Below are 19,112 nucleotides of genomic sequence, written 5' to 3'. Positions count from 1 at the left end.
GCGAAGTTCAAACAAGGCGCGAATGGTAACAGGCGACACCCGCCCGGCTCCAGTGAACAGGGCATTTAAGCCAAGGTTGCGTCTGTAACGCCCGTATAGGGAGGTGAATGGCCGAATATCAGCCGATGGCATTTACCGCTTATCGGCTGTATGCCAGATTTGCCTGCTGATAACTTCTCTTACAATTTCTCGACTACAGTTTGCCTCATGCCTGCCCAACTCAAGCGTCGCCTCTTCTCGTTCCTGCTGATTGTCCTGTTGATTGCCGGGGGCCTGTTTGCCCATTGGCTCTTGAAGGGGCGCTTTTATGAAAGCACCGACAACGCCTATGTCCAGGGCGAGATCACCCGCGTGTCGAGCCAATTGGGCGCGCGTATCGATCAGGTACTGGTGCAGGACAACCAGCATGTCGAGAAAGGCCAGTTGCTGGTCAAACTCGAAGGCGACGACTTCCGCCTCGCTGTCGACCGCGCCAATGCCGCCCTGGCCACCCGCGAGGCCGAGCGTCTGCAAGCCCAGAGCAAACTGACCCAGCAGGCCAGCCTGATTGCCGCCAGCGAAGCGCAGGTCGCGTCCAGCCAGGCCAGCCTGGGTCGCTCGCAGATTGACCTGACCCGCGCCGAGACCTTGCGCAAACCCGGCTATATCTCGGAAGAACGGGTGACCACCCTCTCCGCCGACAACCACATTGCCCGCTCGCAAGTGGCCAAGGCCCAGGCCGACGCGCAAAGTCAGCGCCAGCAAGTCAACGCACTCACCGCCGAGATCAAACGCCTGGATGCGCAGATCGCCAATGCCAAAACCGATCTGGCCCAGGCCGAACTGAACCTGACCCGCAGCGAAATCCACGCGCCCATCAGCGGCCTGATCGGCCAGCGAGCAGCCCGCGAAGGCCAATACGTGCAGGCCGGCGCTTACCTGTTGTCGATCGTGCCGGACGAAGACATCTGGATTCAGGCCAATTTCAAGGAAACCCAGATTGGCCACATGCAGCCCGGCCAGGAAGCCGAACTGACCTTCGACGCCTATAGCGACACCCCGATCAAAGCCCGGGTCGATAGCCTGTTCGCCGCCTCGGGTGCACAGTTCAGCCTGTTACCGCCGGACAATGCCACGGGCAACTTCACCAAAGTCGTCCAACGGATTCCGGTAAAACTGACCTTCGCCGCGGACAATCCGCTGCGCGGCAAGATTCGCCCGGGCATGTCGGTCACCGCCAAGGTGAACATCAAGGACGCCCCTGAAGATGTCACCCCCAAAGTGAGCCACAAAGACGCCCCAGACGATGGCCGGTGATCAACTGATCCGCCCGGTCGGCGAACCGACCCGGCGGGACTGGATTGCGGTGATGAGCGTGATGCTCGGTGCGTTCATGGCGGTGCTGGACATCCAGATCACCAACTCCTCGCTCAAGGACATCCAGGGCGCGCTGTCGGCGACCCTGGAAGAAGGCTCATGGATTTCCACCTCGTACCTGGTGGCGGAAATCATCATGATCCCGCTCACCGCCTGGCTCGTGCAGTTGCTGTCAGCCCGGCGCCTGGCGGTGTGGGTGTCCCTCGGGTTTCTCGCAGCCTCCCTGCTCTGCTCCATGGCGTGGAGCCTGGAAAGCATGATCGTGTTCCGCGCCCTGCAGGGGTTTACCGGTGGCGCACTGATTCCGCTGGCGTTCACCCTGACCCTGATCAAGCTCCCGGAGCACCACCGCGCTAAAGGCATGGCCATGTTCGCCATGACCGCCACCTTCGCACCCTCTATCGGCCCGACCCTCGGCGGTTGGCTGACGGAGAACTGGGGCTGGGAGTACATTTTCTACATCAACATCCCGCCCGGCCTGATCATGATCGCCGGCCTGATGTACGGCCTGGAGAAAAAAGAAGCCCACTGGGAATTGCTGAAAAGCACCGACTACGCCGGCATTCTCACCCTCGGCGTCGGGCTCGGTTGCTTGCAGGTGTTTCTGGAGGAAGGCCATCGCAAGGACTGGCTGGAATCGAGCCTGATCGTGACCCTGGGCAGCATCGCGCTGGTCAGCCTGATCAGCTTTGTGATCGTGCAGACCTCCAAACCCAATCCACTGATCAATCTCGGCATCCTCGGCAACCGCAACTTCGGGTTATCCAGTATTTCCAGCGTCGGGATGGGGGTCGGGCTGTACGGCTCGATCTACCTGCTGCCGCTGTACCTGGCGCAAATCCAGAACTACAACGCCCTGCAGATTGGCGAAGTGATCATGTGGATGGGCGTGCCGCAGCTGTTCCTGATCCCGCTGGTGCCCAAGCTGATGAAGTTCGTCTCGCCGAAATGGCTGTGCACCCTGGGCTTCGGGCTGTTCGGGTTGGCGAGTTTCTCTTCGGGCGTGCTGAACCCGGACTTTGCCGGGCCGCAGTTCAATCAGATCCAGATCATCCGCGCCCTGGGGCAGCCGCTGATCATGGTGACCATCTCGCTGATCGCTACCGCCTACATCCTGCCCCAGGATGCGGGATCGGCCTCGAGCCTGTTCAACATCCTGCGCAACCTCGGCGGCGCCATCGGCATCGCCCTGCTCGCCACGCTGCTGGATGCGCGGACCAAGGTTTACTTTGACTACCTGCGTGAAGCCATCGTGCCGAGCAATCCGCAGGTGGCCGAACGGATCGCCTCGCTGGCTGATCGGCTGGGCAATGAAACGGCAGCACTGGGCAAACTCAGCGAGATCGCCCACCAACAGGCGTCGATCATGGCCTACAACGATGCGTTTCATTTTGTCGGGATTGCGCTGGGGATCAGCATGCTGGCGGTGTTGTTGACCAAGAAGTTGCCGGAGGGGTTGAAGGCTGGTGAGGCGCACTAGTTGATATTTACTGCGCCCTGACTGGCCTAATCGCGAGCAAGCTCGCTCCCACAGGGTACGTGGGCGTACACATAATGTGTGAGCACCCTCAATCATTGTGGGAGCGAGCTTGCTCGCTATGAGGCCAGTTCAGACACTACAAATCAAACAGCAATCAACCGCTCGCGCAACTTGGTAATCTCATCGCGCATCTGCGCCGCCGCTTCGAACTCCAGGTCGCGAGCGAGCTGGTACATCTTCTCTTCCAGGGCTTTAATGCGCTTGGCGATCTCGCCCGGCGAGCGCAATTCCGCTTCGTACCTGGCGTTTTCCTCGGCGGCCTTGGCCATGCCCTTGCGCTTCTTGCTGCGCGAACCGGGCACGGTGGCACCTTCCATGATGTCGGCGACGTCCTTGAACACACCTTTGGGGATGATGCCGTTGGCCAGGTTGAAGGCAATCTGCTTGTCGCGACGGCGCTCGGTTTCGCCGATCGCGCGCTCCATGGAACCGGTGATCCGATCGGCATACAGAATCGCCCGACCGTTGAGGTTACGCGCCGCCCGGCCGATAGTCTGGATCAGCGAGCGCTCGGAACGCAGGAAACCTTCCTTGTCGGCATCGAGGATCGCCACCAGCGAGACTTCCGGCATGTCCAGGCCTTCGCGCAGCAGGTTGATCCCCACCAACACATCGAAGGTGCCCAGACGCAAATCGCGGATGATCTCGACCCGCTCCACGGTGTCGATGTCCGAGTGCAGGTAACGCACACGCACACCGTGGTCGGCCAGGTAATCGGTCAAATCCTCGGCCATGCGCTTGGTCAGCGTGGTGACGAGCACCCGCTCTTCCAGAGCGACGCGCTTGCTGATTTCCGACAGCAAGTCGTCGACCTGGGTCAGTGCCGGGCGAATCTCGATTTGTGGGTCCACCAGCCCGGTCGGGCGCACCACCATATCAATGACGCGCCCGGCGTGTTCGGCTTCGTAGTTGCCCGGGGTCGCCGAGACGAAAATCGTCTGCGGGCTGATGCTTTCCCACTCATCGAAACGCATCGGCCGGTTGTCCAGGGCCGAAGGCAGGCGGAAACCGTATTCGACCAGCGTCTCTTTACGCGAGCGGTCGCCCTTGTACATGGCGCCAACCTGCGGAACGCTGACGTGGGACTCGTCGATCACCAACAAGGCATCGGCCGGCAGGTAATCGTAAAGCGTCGGTGGCGCCGCGCCGGCTTCGCGGCCGGACAGATAGCGCGAGTAGTTTTCGATGCCGTTGCAGTAACCCAGTTCGAGGATCATCTCCAGATCGAAACGGGTGCGTTGCTCCAGGCGCTGGGCTTCCACCAGTTTGTTGTTGGAGCGCAGGTATTCCAGGCGCTCCTGCAATTCGACCTTGATGCCTTCGACCGCGCCCATCAGGGTTTCCCGTGGCGTCACGTAGTGGCTCTTCGGGTAGAAGGTGAAGCGCGGCAGTTTGCGAATGACTTCGCCGGTCAGCGGATCGAATGCCGACAGGCTTTCCACTTCATCGTCGAACAGCTCGATGCGGATCGCCTCGAAATCGGATTCCGCCGGGTGGATATCGATCACATCGCCACGCACGCGGAAGGTCGCACGGGCAAAATCCATGTCGTTGCGGGTGTATTGCAGGTCGGCCAGGCGTCGCAGCAATTCGCGCTGATCGAGCCGGTCGCCGCGATCCACGTGCAACACCATCTTCAAATAGGTTTCCGGGCTGCCCAGGCCGTAGATACAGGACACCGTGGTGACGATGATCGCGTCCTTGCGCTCAAGCAAGGCCTTGGTCGCCGACAGACGCATCTGCTCAATGTGGTCGTTGATCGAGGCGTCTTTCTCGATGAAGGTGTCCGAGGACGGCACGTAGGCTTCCGGCTGGTAGTAGTCGTAGTAGGAAACGAAATATTCCACCGCGTTGTTAGGGAAGAACGCCTTGAACTCACCGTACAACTGCGCCGCCAGGGTCTTGTTCGGCGCCAGCACCAGGGTCGGGCGCTGCACCTGGGCGATCACGTTGGCGATGCTGAAGGTCTTGCCCGAGCCGGTCACACCGAGCAGCGTCTGGTGCGCCAGCCCGGCTTCGATGCCCTCGACCATCAGGCGGATGGCTTCCGGCTGATCGCCGGCGGGCTCGAAACGGGTGACTAGCTGGAATTCAGACATGAAATACCTCTGGATCACTCTTGCCGGTAAAAACGGCACGAACGAGAAAGACCGCAAACGACCGATGTCGCCCGAGGAAAAAACTGGATTGTGCTCAATGTGGAGCCGATTGCCAGCGCTTTCAAGGCAAACGTCCTACATCGCGCTAAACCTTTGCCGACGCCATTCGACTAACGGTCGATAAATAATCGGAAAAACTTACCCGAAATGCTGATTCGCCTGTCGCCAGCCATCGCCGATGGCCTCTATACTAGCTCCCCGTTTGTGCACCGCTCTAGTGCATTCGGCTGGAGCGCTACACGTCCCTCCACACTCCATTCAGAGCCGCCGCAATAATGAGCCTGTTCTCCGCTGTCGAAATGGCACCACGCGATCCAATCCTGGGCCTCAACGAAGCATTCAACGCCGATACCCGGACCAACAAAGTCAACCTGGGAGTCGGTGTTTACTGCAACGAGGAGGGGCGAATTCCACTCCTGCGCGCCGTTGTCGAAGCCGAAACCATTCGCGCCGCTCAACACGTTTCCCGTGGCTACCTGCCAATCGACGGTATCGCCGCCTACGACCAGGCTGTGCAGAAATTGCTGTTCGGCAATGATTCGCCGCTGATCGCTGCCGGCCGCGTCATCACCACCCAGGCCGTTGGCGGTACCGGCGCACTGAAAATCGGTGCCGACTTCCTCAAGCAACTGTTGCCGAACGCCGTCGTGGCGATCAGCGACCCGAGCTGGGAAAACCACCGCGCCCTGTTCGAAACCGCCGGTTTCCCGGTGCAGAACTACCGTTACTACGACGCCGCGACCCACGACGTTAACCGTACCGGCATGCTGGAAGACCTGAACGCGCTGCCAAACGGCTCAATCATTGTGCTGCACGCCTGCTGCCACAACCCGACCGGCGTGGACCTGAGCCCGGCGGACTGGAAAAACGTCCTGGAAGTCGTTAAAGCCAAAGGCCACGTGCCGTTCCTCGACATGGCCTACCAGGGCTTTGGCGATGGCATCGACGAAGATGCCGCTGCCGTACGCCTGTTTGCTGAATCGGGCCTGACTTTCTTCGCTTCCAGCTCGTTCTCCAAGTCGTTCTCGCTGTACGGCGAGCGCGTTGGCGCCCTGTCGATCGTCAGCGAATCGAAAGAAGAAAGCGCGCGCGTGTTGTCGCAAGTCAAACGCGTGATCCGCACCAACTACTCCAACCCGCCAACCCACGGTGCCAGCGTTGTCGCTGCGGTGCTGAACAGCCCGGAACTGCGCGCCCAGTGGGAAGCCGAACTGGCCGAAATGCGCTTGCGCATCCGTGGCATGCGTACCCAGATGGTCGACCTGCTGGCACAAAAAGCGCCTCAGCGCGATTTCAGCTTCGTCGGTCGTCAGTGCGGCATGTTCTCCTACTCCGGCCTGACGGTTGAGCAAGTTCACCGTCTGCGCAATGAGTTCGGCATCTACGCCCTGGACACCGGCCGCATCTGCGTGGCTGCGCTGAACCAGAGCAACATCAAGGTTGTGACGGACGCTATCGTCCAAGTCATCTGATTACGCCTTGACCTGAAAACGGGAAGCCATGTGGCTTCCCGTTTTTTATTTGCTTCAGATAATTCTCAACGCAACGACGCAGCCCTCTAAACTCCACACAAGTCAAAATGTGGGAGCGGGCTTGCTCCGGGCGGCGTTCCGACGAAGACGCCAGTACATTCAACACTTGTACAACCTGGCCCACCGCTTTCGCGAGCAAGCCCGCTCCCACAGGTTATGCGTACACTCTGTAATTCCGATGAGAACCCACATGAAAAACGATGACCTGCGCGCCGACCGCGATGACCTGGATGACCTGGATCACTTCACCCCCCGCGCCCCGACAAAACGCGGCAACAACCTGGTAATGCAAGTCGCTGCTGGTGTATTCCTCGGCGGCCTGGCCCTGTGGCTGGTGCAATTGGGGGCCACGGCGCTCTACGCCAAACTGATGCTTGCCACGATTACCTTCGGCGGTTAAGCCAGTTCGGTCGCACGCTGGCTGGCAGCGTCGTCGTAGGCGACATACAGCGATTCCGCGACCTGGCTCTTGATCGCTTTAGTGCTTTCCAGGCCCAGGACAAACCCTTCGGCCTTGCCACCGGCGCGATTCAACTCATCAGCGGTGCTGGCCTGAGTGATCGCGTCGAAGAGTTTTTCGGCATGCGGGCCGACACCTTTGGGCAGGCTGATCTGAGAGATGCTCATGGGCGCACCCCGTGATGTCGAGGCGTGAGGGTCAAATGATTCATGGCGCGTACCTTTTCGGCGAATGGCCGGCAGCGCGTGTCACCACTTCCGGGCGGTCATGGTAGACCTCTGGGGCGATCCTGGTAACCGCCAATCACCGATAAACCACCGTCCGTCCCGATGAATCCGCCGAGTTGTGATCAGGCGCTTGACTTCTCTTTTTGAATCAGTAACATAGGCACCATTCCGCGATAGCTCAGTTGGTAGAGCAAGTGACTGTTAATCACTGGGTCCCTGGTTCGAGTCCAGGTCGTGGAGCCAGACAAGGTTCGGAGATCAAAATCTCTGACCACAAAAAACCCGCCTTATGGCGGGTTTTTTCGTTTTGGCGTTTCTTGCTCATGCCTGAGACTTCATCGTCTGCCTCGGTAACTCTCCAAACCGCTGCCGATAGTAATTGGCAAACCGCCCCACATGCCCGAACCCGAACTCCAGCGCCACCTCAGTCACACTGCAGTGCGGCCGCGCCAGCAAGTACTCCCGGGCGGCTTCAAGCCGTAATCCGCGCAAACGGTCCATCGGGCTTTGACCGTATTCGCGCTGGCATAACGTGTTCAAGCTGCGAATGCTCACCCCGGCGGCAACCGCCAGTTCAGCCAGGCTGATGCCCTGGGCAAGGTGTTCGCGCATACAAACGTCGATTTTTTGCAGTTGGCGGGTGGGCTGCCGCGGCGAAGGCGACTCTTGTTGCGCAACGCCACAATGGCTGAGTAGAAACAGCGGCAGGCTTTGCTCCAAATGCTGTAGCCAGCGCGAAGGCGTTGCGCTCGCCTCCCCCTCGGGCAAGTGCTCCAGCAACTCGCTGACCAGACGAAACCAGCGCATCGCCAGTGGGCGTTGCAGGCGGCTGACCGGCGCCAACGTGAAGCCCGACGGCAAGTCATCGGCCAGTGCCCTCTGGCTGGCATCGAGCAATGCCCGGGGCAGCTTGAGGATCAGTTGCTCACAGCCCTCCTCCCACACCACTCGCGCGTGTTCACGCGGGGACAGAATCGCCACTTCTCCGGGGCTGACGCCATAGCCCATGCCGTCGGACTCAAGGGTGGCACTGCCGCGCAGCGGCATCTGTACCAGCACGAAATCTTCGAAAGGCTGCGGCCGGATTTCTACCTGGCCGCCGTAGCGCAGCGCATACAGTTCGCAGCTGGCGACCTGGCCGCGATAGAACGCCGTATCGACACCGCCCCGCGGCCAATCCAGCTCATGCTCCACCAGCGCTTGCCCCATCAAACGCTGGGTTTCCTGCGCCGAGCGGCTGGTGAAAACCGGCTCGCGGCACATCTGCGACAAGTTCAGGCCCACGCTGTTGGCGGTGGCGGCTTGTAAGGTCGTCATCTCAAAGCGACCGATTGCGACGGGCTTCGCTACGTTGCAGGGTGGCACTGGGCGTTTCGTTGAACAGCTTGCGGTACTCGCTGGCGAACCGGCCCAGATGCGAGAACCCCCAGCACATCGCGATCACCGAGATGTTACGCACCGAGGCGTCTTCGAGGATTTCCTGGCGCACGGCGCCGAGGCGATACTTTTTCAGGTAAGCCATGGGCGAGACACCGAAGTGCTTGCGAAAGCCTTCGAACAGTTTGAAGCGGGACACCCCTGCAGCCGCCTCGATGTCTTCCAGGTGCATGTCTTCGCGGGCGTTGCTTTCGATGAAGTCCTTGGCGCGTACCAGGTAGTACGGCAACTTGACGCCCAGTTGGTCACGCAGTTCGGCACTGTAGTTGTTGGGCTGGGAAAGGATCAGGCCCTTGATCAGCGCGCTTTCGATATCGCGGGTGAAGAACACTTGATTGAACAGATCCTGGCCGCGCTCCAGCTCATCGATGTAGTAACGGGCCAGCCGCCACCAGGAGGCAGAGGCACCATTGACCGCGTCCATCACCGGCTCGAACTTCACCGGCATTTCCAACGGGCGCTGGAGCATGCCTTCCAGGGTTTGGCGCATGGCCATGCGGGTGATCACCACGGAAATCTTGTGGCAGTCACCGGCCATGGTCAGTGCCTGGGTTTCGTGCGGGGTTACGATCAGGCCCTGGTCCTGGCTGGAGTACAACCGGCGACCGTCCTTGAGCAGCTCCTGTTCGCCGCGAATCGGCAGGCTGAGGCTGTAGCAATTGAGGTGTTCGGCATCCTCGACGCCGATGGTCACGTCGGTGCCGTATTCCATCCGGCCCAAGGTCGTGGACATGGATTTGAACACATTGGCCTTGTGGTGAAACTGAATCCGGTTTGGCTGGCTGGTCTGCAGTTCGTGCGGCCCGCAAATACCGGCCATCCACGCGCGGGCACCGGCCAGGTCGTAGCGATCTATGCGGATATCTCGAAACTGGGCAACATTTGGTTCGGTCATCTCAGTACACCCACGGCAATGGACATCGACACGCTCTTCGGCGCGTATTTTCATTGGGTTTGCAAGGGCTATGCCCAGCCGGTGCGAACAGGCGATATCCGCATTTTTTGGCTAGTAATCGGAAACTATCTGGATATCGAACGCGCTGTGCGGCGTTGATGCGCACAGCAACGGTGCCGGCAAGGGTCAACGCCATGGGTAATGCGCTACCCAAGGCGTCACTTCAGCGCACAACCGCGTTCGATTTGAGGGCAGGACGTTACCAAAATTTCCAGGTGTAAGTGGTGATCAGGCGGTTCTCCACCCAGTCATTGCCGTGGCTGAATTTGGCAACGACGTTGCCGGCCTCCACCCCCACGCCTTTGAGCGGGCCACTTTGCACCACATAAGACAGCACCAGGTCACGCTCCTGCTCCGCCGCCTGGCTGAGGTTGTCGCCACGGTCCACCGACGTACCCTTGAAGTAGCGGGTCATGAAATTCAGGCCGGGCACGCCGAGGGCGGCGAAATCGTAGTCATAACGGGCCTGCCAGGATTTTTCGTTGGGCTTGATGAACCCCACCCGCGACCAGTTCACCAGAAACGGCTGCGGGACAAAACCGCCCAGGGTTGGAAAGTTGCTGTCACCGAGCATGCGCTGATATCCCACGCCAAAGCGGTGCCCGCCCTTTTTCAGCGAGGTCATGGCACCGTAGGAGCGGTTGTCGATGTCGCCGTAGAGGGCATCGCCGTCTTCGCTGTTGTTGAAGTAACGCAGGTCGGTCTTTAGCCCATAACCGTCGCCCAGATCCGCCAGATGGGTGATACCCAGGTAGTGCTGCTGATAGATGTCTTCCAGTTGCGCGTAGAAGTAGGTGCCGGTCAGCGAAGGGGTGAAGGCATAACTGGCGCCGGCGAGGTTAAGGCCGTCACTGCCGTGGCGCACGCCGGAGCCGGTCTGCAGGTACAGCTTTTCGTAGTTGGAGGAGTTACGCGCCCCGATCTCCGTCAGCCGTCCGGCGGTCAATGTCAGACGGTCGACTTCCTTGGACTCGAGCAAGGCACCGCGATAGGTCGTGACCAGTTGGCGCGAATCGTCAATGATCACCACGGGCAGGAGCGGCCGCAACTCACCGACTTTCAGCTCGGTTTTCGAATAGCGCATTTTCAGCGTCACACCGCCGCGGCCGTATTCATCGGCCTGCTCCTGACGGCTCTGGCTGTAAGGGATGATGGTGTCATCGCCGCGCCCGCCACCACCGTCCAGACGATAGGCATACTGCGCCTCTGCATCGACGCCGAACTGCACCGGGCCTTCGGTATAGCCGGAGGCGAAACGCAGGTCGAAACCCTGGGTCCAACTGCCCACTCGCGAATGGGGCGGGTTGTTCTCCTTGTAATCCCGATCAATGTAAAAGTTGCGGGTACCCAGCGTCAGCTTGCTGTCGTTGACCACATCCGCCTGTGCCAACAATGGCGTCAACAAGCCAACTGTTTGAACCCCCCGAACTAACCACGTTTTATGCAACATATTATTTCTTCCCCCTGCCGCTTATATAGCGACACATGAATAGAAGGCACTTCTGGTACGGAACCCAAGGCCATGAGAAATGGCAGTTTCCAGCGACCTGCAGCGAGACACTCTGGTGGTGCTTCGATTGAAATTAAGCCGCAACAAGTTCGTCAGCGGCTATCCCGTTACTGAACGACAAATAGCCATTTGCTCAGCTGACAAGCGCGACAAAGGCCAGTATTTACGGGGATACACCGCCAACAACCGAGGATCAGGGCTTATTTTCCGGATGGGTTTCCACTAATAAGCGGATAGACCCTGCCAGCCACCACGGCATTAAATGAACCCATGAATTAGCCCATTGGCCGAGGACTGGGATATGACAACTGCACGAAGTGTCGAACAGTGGAAAAGTTATATAGAAAGTTGCCTGGACTTCCGCCCGGAAGACGGTGTTTATCGTATTGCCCGCGATATGTTTACCGACCCGGAATTGTTCGACCTGGAAATGGAACTGATTTTCGAGAAGAACTGGATCTACGCCTGCCACGAAAGCGAGATCGCCAATAATCACGACTTCATGACGATGCGTGCCGGGCGCCAGCCGCTGATCATCACCCGCGACGGTGAAGGTCGTCTCAACGCCCTGATCAACGCCTGCCAGCACCGCGGCACCACCCTCACCCGCGTCGGCAAGGGCAACCAGTCAACCTTCACCTGCCCCTTCCACGCCTGGTGCTACAAAAGCGACGGCCGACTGGTGAAGGTCAAGGCGCCGGGCGAATACCCCGAGGGCTTCGACAAGGCCACCCGCGGCCTGAAAAAGGCCCGTATCGAAAGCTACAACGGCTTCGTGTTCGTCAGCCTCGACGTGGAGGGGGCCGACACCCTGGAAGAGTTCCTTGGTGACGCCAAGGTGTTCTTCGACATGATGGTGGCGCAGTCGCCTACCGGTCAGCTCGAAGTGCTGCCGGGCAAGTCGGCCTACACCTACGACGGCAACTGGAAACTGCAGAACGAGAACGGCCTGGACGGCTATCACGTGAGCACTGTCCACTACAACTACGTGGCCACCGTGCAGCACCGCCAGCAGGTCAACGCCGAAAAAGGCCTGAGCGCCGGCGACACCCTGGACTACAGCAAGCTGGGTGCCGGCGACAAGGAAACCGACGACGGCTGGTTCGCCTTCCACAACGGCCACAGCGTGCTGTTCAGCGACATGCCCAACCCGGCCGTGCGCCCGGGCTACGCCAGCATCATGCCGCGCCTGGTCAAGGAACATGGCCAGGGCAAGGCCGAGTGGATGATGCATCGCCTGCGCAACTTGAACGTCTACCCGAGCATGTTCTTCCTCGACCAGATCAGCTCGCAACTGCGGATCATCCGCCCGCTGGCCTGGAACAAAACCGAGATCAACAGCTTCTGCCTGGGCGTGGTCGGCGAGTCGGATGCCGATCGGGAAAACCGCATTCGCCAGTTCGAAGACTTCTTCAACGTGTCCGGCATGGGCACCCCCGATGACCTGGTGGAGTTTCGTGAAGCCCAGCGCGGCTTCCAGGCCCGCCTGGAACGCTGGAGCGACATTTCCCGTGGCGAAGGCAAGTGGGTCAAAGGCGCCACCCGCAACAGCGAAGCCATTGGCATCGCGCCGGCACTGACCGGCACCGAGTTCACCCATGAAGGCCTGTACGTCAACCAGCACGCCAACTGGCAGCGCTTTTTGCTCGAAGGCCTGGCGCGCAAGGCGGCCGAACAACAACCGTTGAAACTGCGTGAGGTGTGAACATGAATTCGCAACTGCAATACCGCATCGAGCAATTTCTCTACCGCAACGCCGAGGCTTGCGATGCCCAGGACTGGGACACCTACCTGGCCATGTTCAGTGACGACAGCGAGTTCCACCTGCCGCAATGGGATTCGGAGCACGTCTACACCACCGACCCGAAAAAAGGCATGTCGCTGATCTATTACCCCAACCGGGGTGGCCTGGAAGACCGGGTGTTTCGCATTCGCACCGGCAAGGCGGCGTCGACCATTCCGATGCCGCGCACCCTGCACCTGATCAGCAACGTGCGCATCTCGCCGCTGCAGGATGATGAGCTGGAGGTGCGCGTCAACTGGAGCACCCTGTATTACCGCATGCAAACCGCCGAACAGTTCTTCGGCCGCGCCACCTACCGCCTGCGCCCCGACGGCGAGAGCTGGAAGATCGCCCGCAAACACGTGGTGCTGCTCAACGACACGATCAACTCCGTACTCGATTTCTACCACCTCTGAACCCTGCGGATTAACGCCCATGACGTACAAGGTCGCCTTCAGTTTCGCCGACGGCAAAACACTCTTCTGCAACGTGCAGAACAATGAAATCCTGCTCGACGCGGCCCTGCGCAGCGGGATCAAGATTCCGCTGGACTGCCGCGAAGGGGTTTGCGCGACCTGCCAGGGCCGCTGTGAATCCGGGCAGTACACCCAGGACTACGTGGACGATGAAGCCTTGTCGGCCAGCGACCTGGCCGAGCGCAAGGTGCTGAGCTGCCAGACACGCGTGCAGTCGGATGCCGCCTTCTACTTCGACTTCGACTCGAGCCTCTGCGGCAGCAGCGGCCCGAGCAGCCTGCAAGGCACTGTGAGCGAGGTGCGGCAGGTCTCCCCAACCACCGCGATCGTGCACGTGGAAGTCGGCGCAGCAGGCGCGGCGCTGGACTATCTGCCGGGCCAGTATGCGCGTCTGCAAGTACCGGGCACCGAGCATCGGCGCTCGTATTCCTTTGCCTGCGCGCCGGGCAGCAGCAACCTGCAATTCCTCATTCGCCTGCTGCCCAGCGGCGTGATGACCGACTATGTGCGCGATCGCTGCCAGGTCGGTGACGTGATTCACATGGAAGCACCGCTGGGTGCCTTTTACTTGCGCCATATCGACCGCCCGCTGGTGATGGTGGCCGGCGGCACCGGGCTGTCGGCGTTCCTGGGCATGCTCGACCAAATCGCCGACCAGCGTGGCTGCGGTCACCCGGTACACCTCTACTACGGCGTGCGCGAGGCCGCGGACCTGTGCGAGGTCTCGCGCATCGAGGCCTATGCCGCAAGGATCCCGGGGTTCCGTTTCACACCCGTGGTCAGCAACACCGACCCCGACTGGCCGGGCAAGACCGGCTATATCGCCGAACACCTGGAGTTGGCCGAGCTGCGTGATCAGCCGTTCGACCTGTACCTGTGCGGCCCGCCGCCGATGGTCGAGTCGATCAAGGACTGGCGCCAGCAGCACGGCCTGGATCAAAGCCGCCTTTACCTGGAGAAGTTCACCGAGAGCAACAGCTGACACAGCGACCCATAACAACAATCAATCGGCCCGACCGAACACTGAATCACTGCCCTCATCGACATCTACCGTGCGTTGGCACGACCTACCTCATAGGCCGCCTCATGAAAAACCTGGTATTGCGTGCATGTCTGGCAACCTCCCTCTGCGCAGCGACGGCTGCCCAGGCCGTGGAGCCTGTCCGAATCGGCTTCATCACCACCCTCTCCACCCCCGCCGGCTACCTGGGCGAAGACTCGCGAGATGGCTTTCAGCTGGCGATCGATCAGGAAGACGGCAAGCTCGGCGGCGTGCCGGTGCAACTCATCGTGGAAGATGATGGCCTGCAACCGGCCAAGGCCAAGCAGATCGCCGACCGCATGAGCCTGGACGGTATCTCGCTGTACACCGGGGTGATTTTTTCCAACGTGCTGGCGGCCGTGATCAACACCACCACCAAGGACGCTTTCTACGTCAGCAACAACACCGCGCCCTCGACCCTGGCCGGTGAAAAGTGCATGGCCAACTACTTCGTCGGCTCCTACCAGAACGACACCCCGCACGAAATGGCCGGTGTCGCCGCCAATGAACTGGGTTACAAGAAAATGGTGATCCTGGCGCCCAACTATCAGGGCGGCCGTGACGCCCTGGCCGGCTTCAAGCACACCTTCAAAGGCGAAGTGACCGAGATCTACACCAAGCTCAACCAGCTGGATTTCTCGGTGGAGCTGGCACGCGTGCGTGCGCTGGCGCCGGATGCGATCTTCCAGTTTCACCCGGGCGGCGGCGGCATCAACTTTGCCAAGCAATACGGCGGCTCGGGCCTGTCGGCGCAAATCCCGATGGTGGTACCGGTGTTCTCCATGGATGAACGCATGCTCGCCGCCACCGGCGAAGTGGCCAAGGGCACCAACATCGTCACCCTGTGGAACCCGCAATCGGACAACCCGGCCAACCAGGCCTTCGTCAAGGCTTTCACCGAGAAATACAAACGCGTTCCGACGGTGTATGCCGCCCAGACTTACGACACGGCACGGCTGATTGGCGCCGCCCTGAAAACCTCCCAGGGCAACCTCAAGGACCAGGCGGCCTTCCGCGCGGCCATGAAGAACGTCAAATTCGATTCCATTCGCGGTGACTTCAGCTTCGCCCAAAACCAGCACCCGGTGATCGACTGGTACCTGCTGCAAGTGCAGGCCGGCGCCGACGGCAAGCTGATCGAAGTGCCGATCAAGACCCTGGCGACCCGCCACGTCGACAGCTACGCCGCTCAATGCTCGATCTGACCGGCACCTGAATCCCGTCCTCGCCCTGCAGCACAACTGCGGGGCGTTTTCATGAGGAACGCAGTCATGTTATTGCTCGAACAGATTCTCAACGGCCTGCAATACAGCGCCTTGCTGTTTCTGCTGGCCTCAGGCCTGACCCTGATTTTCGGCATCATGGGCGTGATCAACCTGGCCCACGGTGCCTTCTACATGGTCGGCGCTTTCTGTGCTGCCTACACCGCCATGGCCACCGGTTCGTTCTGGCTGGGTGGCCTGGCCGCGCTGATCGGCTCAGCCTGTTACGGCGCGCTGATCGAAACCTCGATCATGCGCCGCCTCTACAATCGCGATCACCTGGATCAGGTGCTGGCGACTTTGGCCGTGGTGTTTTTCAGCAACGAACTGCTGACCCTGATCTTCGGCCGCAGCCCACCGGCGATGCCCACGCCCCAATGGTATTCAAGTTTTGTCGAAGTGCTGCCGGGGCTGATGTACCCGGTCAGCCGGCTGCTGTTCATCGCCGCCGGGCTGATCGTCGCGGTCGGCATGTGGCTGCTGATCAACCACACGCGCCTGGGCATGCTGATTCGCGCCGGTGCCGACGATCATGAAATGGTCGGCGCGCTGGGCGTCAACATCGCCCGGCTGTACACCTTGGTGTTCGTATTCGGCTGCGTGCTGTGCGGCCTGGCCGGTTTCATGGCCGCACCGCTGCTGTCGGTGGAAATCGGCATGGGTGAAAAGATCTTGATCACCACCTTCGTGGTCATCGTCGTCGGCGGTGTCGGCTCGGTGCGCGGCGCGTTGGTGGGAGCCTTGCTGATCGGCATGGTCGATAGCCTGGGCCGTGCCTACATTCCGCCGCTGCTGGACCAACTGCTGCCCAGCGAAACCAGCGGCACCCTGAGCGCCGGGCTGATTTCCGCCAGCGCCTACATCGTCATGGCCCTGGTGCTGCTGGTGCGTCCGCGCGGCCTGCTGCCGGCCCGTGCCTGAGGAGAACGCTATGTCACCACGCCTCATCATTGACGTTGCGTGCCTGGCGACCTTCGCCTGCATGCCGTTGCTGGCCCACTGGTTGCACGAACCCTACCTGGTCAGCTTCTTCACCCGCCTTGCGATCTACGGCATGGCGGCCATCAGTCTGGACTTGCTGATCGGCTACGGCGCCATGGTCAGCTTCGGTCACGCCGCGTTCTTCGGCCTGGGCGGTTACATCGTCGGCATCATTGCCTTTCACACTTCCCAAGGCCTGCCGCTGTGGGGCTGGGAAGGCAGCAACAGCGCGCTGGTGGTGTGGCCGCTGGCCCTGCTGGTGTGCGCGCTGCTCTCGCTGCTGGTGGGTTACCTGTCGCTGCGCACCAGCGGCGTGCAGTTCATCATGATCACCCTGGCGTTCGGCCAGATGCTTTATTTCGTGCTTGGCTCGTTGTCGCTGTACGGCGGCGACGACGGCATTTTGCTCAACGAGCGCAACACCCTCGGCGCACTGGATCTGGCTGACGCCAACCACTTCTACTACCTGTGCGTAGGCTTGTTGACCGGCTGGTTGCTGCTGTGCCGGCGACTGGTCAATTCGCGATTTGGTTTTGTCCTGCGCGGGCTCAAGCAGAGCGAGCGGCGCAGTGTCAGCCTGGGCCTCAAACCCTTGCGCTATCGCCTGACGGCGTTTGTGATCGCCGGCACCGGCGGTGGCCTGGCCGGGATTCTGTGGGCCAACTACGCGCTGTTCGTCAGCCCCGACATGGGCGCCTGGCACAAGTCCGGCGAGCTGATGGCGATGGTGATCCTCGGCGGCGTCGGCACCCTGCTCGGCCCACTGCTGGGCGCGGCCACTTACCTGGGCCTTGAACAGGTACTGAGCCAGTGGACCGAGCACTGGATGCTGATCTTCGGGCCATTGCTGTTGCTGGTGGTGCTGTTCGGCAAGAAAGGCGTTTACGGTTTGCTGCTGAGCCTGTTGCAGCGCAAGCCGAAGGTGGTTGCCGTCAAACCGAACGCCGCCGTGGAGGCACGCCCATGAGCGCACAACTGTCGATTCGTGATCTACACAAAGCCTTCGGTGCAGTAAAAGCCACCAACGGCGCCAGCCTTGAACTGGCCAAGGGCGAGTTGCACGCCATCATTGGCCCCAACGGCGCCGGTAAATCCACGCTGATCGCGCAGATCGCCGGGGAAATTTTCCCCGACCACGGCCAGATTCACCTCAACGGCCAGGACATCACCCGCGTGCCAGCCTGGCAGCGTCCGCGCCTGGGGCTGGCGCGGGCTTTCCAGGTCAGCCAGCTTTACACCGAGTTCACCCTGCTGGAGAACGTCGCCCTGGCCATCGCCGCCCGCGACGGCAAGGCGTTCGGCATGTGGCGTCCGCTGAGCCGCGACACCCGCCTGCTGGAACCGGCGCTGGGCTACTTGCAGCAGGTGGGCCTGGGCCTTCGCGCGCAAGACCCGGTCCACGAACTTTCCCATGGAGAACGGCGGCAACTGGAGATCGCCCTGGCACTGGCTCAGGAAGCTTCGGTGCTATTGCTCGATGAGCCGATGGCCGGGATGGGGGCCGACGAATCCGCGCGCATGACCGAACTGCTGCACAGCCTCAAGGGCCGCTACGCGATCCTGTTGGTCGAACACGACATGGACGCGGTATTCGCTCTCGCCGACCGCATCACGGTGCTGGTGTACGGCCAGACGGTGCTGACTGGCAGCGTCGAACAAGTGCGCAACGACCCGCAAGTGCGGGCCGCTTACCTGGGAGAAGAGCATGCTTGACGTTCAAGGCTTGAAAGCGGGCTATGGCTTGAGCCAGGTGTTGTTCGACATGCACCTGAGCATCGAGCAGGGCCAGGTGGTGTCGCTGATCGGCCGCAACGGCATGGGCAAGACCACCACGGTCAAATCGATCATGGGATTGCTCAAGCCCAGCGCCGGCAGCATCCGCATCAACGGCACGGAAATGCGCGGTGCAGCGCCCTATCGCATCGCCAAGGCCGGCCTGGGGCTGGTGCCGGAGGGCCGACGCGCCTTCGGCACCTTGAGCGTGCGGGAAAATCTGCTGGCCACCGCCACGCGGGGCAAGTGGGATTTGGCGCGGGTCTATGAACTGTTCCCGCGCCTGCTGGAGCGTCAGGACCAACTGTCACGCACCCTGTCGGGCGGCGAGCAGCAAATGCTAGTGGTCGGCCGCGCGTTGCTGACCAACCCCAGCCTGCTGATTCTCGACGAAGCCACTGAAGGCCTGGCTCCAATCATTCGCGAGCAGATCTGGAGTTGCCTGGCCACCCTCAAGGCCGAGGGTGAGACGATTCTGGTGATCGACAAGAACCTCAAGGAAATGGCGCGAGTGGTCGACCGTCATCACATCATCGAGAAAGGACGACAGGTATGGGATGGCACACCGCTGGAGCTGGCCGCTCAACCCGAACTGTCGCAACGCTACCTGGGAGTGTGA

General features: G+C 60.9%; 18 protein-coding genes and 1 tRNA gene. 14 read left to right on the top strand and 5 right to left on the bottom strand.

All coding sequences use genetic code 11. The annotated features are described in order from the left end of the window. Nucleotides 1–207: 207 nt before the first annotated feature. Together AC3IT9_RS09820 and AC3IT9_RS09815 are read left to right on the top strand one after the other, a co-directional pair. On the top strand, nucleotides 208–1,296 hold the full coding sequence (locus AC3IT9_RS09820) for an HlyD family secretion protein (RefSeq protein ID WP_150755144.1): 1,089 nt from the start codon (nucleotides 208–210) through the stop codon (nucleotides 1,294–1,296). After that, a complete protein-coding gene (locus AC3IT9_RS09815; protein WP_489272825.1) occupies nucleotides 1,286–2,836 on the top strand; it encodes an MDR family MFS transporter in 1,551 nt (516 codons plus the stop codon). Before AC3IT9_RS09820 ends, AC3IT9_RS09815 begins: the two co-directional genes overlap by 11 nt. A 143-nt stretch (nucleotides 2,837–2,979) precedes the next feature. Here the strand turns inward: AC3IT9_RS09815 and uvrB are convergent, their stop codons facing one another. Next, nucleotides 2,980–4,995: an excinuclease ABC subunit UvrB gene (gene uvrB, locus AC3IT9_RS09810; protein ID WP_489272824.1), complete on the bottom strand. Its 2,016-nt coding sequence runs from the start codon at nucleotides 4,993–4,995 to the stop codon at nucleotides 2,980–2,982. A 335-nt stretch (nucleotides 4,996–5,330) separates the two neighbouring features. Between uvrB and AC3IT9_RS09805 the strand changes: the two genes are divergently transcribed. Together AC3IT9_RS09805 and AC3IT9_RS09800 are read left to right on the top strand one after the other, a co-directional pair. After that, nucleotides 5,331–6,527, top strand: a complete 1,197-nt coding sequence (locus AC3IT9_RS09805; RefSeq protein ID WP_008050829.1) for an amino acid aminotransferase — start codon at nucleotides 5,331–5,333, stop codon at nucleotides 6,525–6,527. Nucleotides 6,528–6,777: 250 nt separating this feature from the next. Further along, nucleotides 6,778–6,987 carry a hypothetical protein gene (locus AC3IT9_RS09800; RefSeq protein ID WP_150672795.1) on the top strand — a complete coding sequence of 70 codons (210 nt, stop codon included), beginning with the start codon at nucleotides 6,778–6,780 and terminating at the stop codon, nucleotides 6,985–6,987. On the opposite strand, the gene AC3IT9_RS09795 is transcribed toward AC3IT9_RS09800, so the two are convergent. After that, nucleotides 6,984–7,214, bottom strand: coding sequence for a hypothetical protein (locus tag AC3IT9_RS09795; protein WP_489272822.1), 231 nt, complete (start codon nucleotides 7,212–7,214; stop codon nucleotides 6,984–6,986). The two genes, AC3IT9_RS09800 and AC3IT9_RS09795, sit on opposite strands and share 4 nt — an antisense overlap. 227 nt (nucleotides 7,215–7,441) lie before the next feature. Between AC3IT9_RS09795 and AC3IT9_RS09790 the strand changes: the two genes are divergently transcribed. Further along, nucleotides 7,442–7,517: transfer RNA gene (locus AC3IT9_RS09790), tRNA-Asn, on the top strand. Between the two features lie 78 nt (nucleotides 7,518–7,595). Here the strand turns inward: AC3IT9_RS09790 and AC3IT9_RS09785 are convergent. The 3 genes from AC3IT9_RS09785 to AC3IT9_RS09775 all read right to left on the bottom strand — a co-directional run bounded on the left by AC3IT9_RS09785 (nucleotide 7,596) and on the right by AC3IT9_RS09775 (nucleotide 11,116). Next, nucleotides 7,596–8,591, bottom strand: coding sequence for an AraC family transcriptional regulator (locus AC3IT9_RS09785; RefSeq protein ID WP_489272821.1), 996 nt, complete (start codon nucleotides 8,589–8,591; stop codon nucleotides 7,596–7,598). A 1-nt stretch (nucleotide 8,592) separates the two neighbouring features. Beyond that, a complete protein-coding gene (locus tag AC3IT9_RS09780; protein ID WP_489272820.1) occupies nucleotides 8,593–9,606 on the bottom strand; it encodes an AraC family transcriptional regulator in 1,014 nt (337 codons plus the stop codon). A gap of 259 nt (nucleotides 9,607–9,865) precedes the next feature. Then, nucleotides 9,866–11,116 carry an OprD family porin gene (locus tag AC3IT9_RS09775; protein WP_489272819.1) on the bottom strand — a complete coding sequence of 417 codons (1,251 nt, stop codon included), beginning with the start codon at nucleotides 11,114–11,116 and terminating at the stop codon, nucleotides 9,866–9,868. Between the two features lie 79 nt (nucleotides 11,117–11,195). Between AC3IT9_RS09775 and AC3IT9_RS09770 the strand changes: the two genes are divergently transcribed. The 9 genes from AC3IT9_RS09770 to AC3IT9_RS09730 all read left to right on the top strand — a co-directional run bounded on the left by AC3IT9_RS09770 (nucleotide 11,196) and on the right by AC3IT9_RS09730 (nucleotide 19,112). Continuing rightward, the gene (locus tag AC3IT9_RS09770) at nucleotides 11,196–11,402 is read left to right on the top strand and encodes a hypothetical protein (RefSeq protein WP_489272818.1); all 207 of its coding nucleotides are present in this window, start codon (nucleotides 11,196–11,198) and stop codon (nucleotides 11,400–11,402) included. A 75-nt stretch (nucleotides 11,403–11,477) separates the two neighbouring features. Then, complete coding sequence (gene antA / locus AC3IT9_RS09765) at nucleotides 11,478–12,881, top strand: anthranilate 1,2-dioxygenase large subunit (protein WP_489272816.1); 1,404 nt, start codon at nucleotides 11,478–11,480, stop codon at nucleotides 12,879–12,881. A 2-nt stretch (nucleotides 12,882–12,883) separates the two neighbouring features. Next, a complete protein-coding gene (gene antB / locus AC3IT9_RS09760; RefSeq protein ID WP_150728392.1) occupies nucleotides 12,884–13,375 on the top strand; it encodes an anthranilate 1,2-dioxygenase small subunit in 492 nt (163 codons plus the stop codon). 19 nt (nucleotides 13,376–13,394) lie between these two features. Then, nucleotides 13,395–14,417 (top strand): anthranilate 1,2-dioxygenase electron transfer component AntC, encoded by a 1,023-nt coding sequence (gene antC, locus AC3IT9_RS09755; protein WP_150728393.1) that lies wholly within the window; start codon nucleotides 13,395–13,397, stop codon nucleotides 14,415–14,417. 104 nt (nucleotides 14,418–14,521) lie between these two features. Further along, nucleotides 14,522–15,682, top strand: a complete 1,161-nt coding sequence (locus tag AC3IT9_RS09750; RefSeq protein ID WP_489272814.1) for an ABC transporter substrate-binding protein — start codon at nucleotides 14,522–14,524, stop codon at nucleotides 15,680–15,682. A gap of 66 nt (nucleotides 15,683–15,748) precedes the next feature. Beyond that, a complete protein-coding gene (locus tag AC3IT9_RS09745; RefSeq protein ID WP_489272812.1) occupies nucleotides 15,749–16,660 on the top strand; it encodes a branched-chain amino acid ABC transporter permease in 912 nt (303 codons plus the stop codon). A gap of 10 nt (nucleotides 16,661–16,670) precedes the next feature. Next, the gene (locus AC3IT9_RS09740; RefSeq protein WP_489272811.1) at nucleotides 16,671–17,687 is read left to right on the top strand and encodes a branched-chain amino acid ABC transporter permease; all 1,017 of its coding nucleotides are present in this window, start codon (nucleotides 16,671–16,673) and stop codon (nucleotides 17,685–17,687) included. Further along, nucleotides 17,684–18,433, top strand: coding sequence for an ABC transporter ATP-binding protein (locus tag AC3IT9_RS09735; protein ID WP_150728322.1), 750 nt, complete (start codon nucleotides 17,684–17,686; stop codon nucleotides 18,431–18,433). Before AC3IT9_RS09740 ends, AC3IT9_RS09735 begins: the two co-directional genes overlap by 4 nt. Next, nucleotides 18,426–19,112, top strand: a complete 687-nt coding sequence (locus AC3IT9_RS09730) for an ABC transporter ATP-binding protein (RefSeq protein WP_150728323.1) — start codon at nucleotides 18,426–18,428, stop codon at nucleotides 19,110–19,112. Before AC3IT9_RS09735 ends, AC3IT9_RS09730 begins: the two co-directional genes overlap by 8 nt.

The sequence above is a fragment of the Pseudomonas sp. KH_046_1 genome (genome assembly GCF_057839025.1).
Note: the sequence above shows the minus strand (reverse complement) of the source record. Positions and strands in the feature narration are given on the sequence as shown.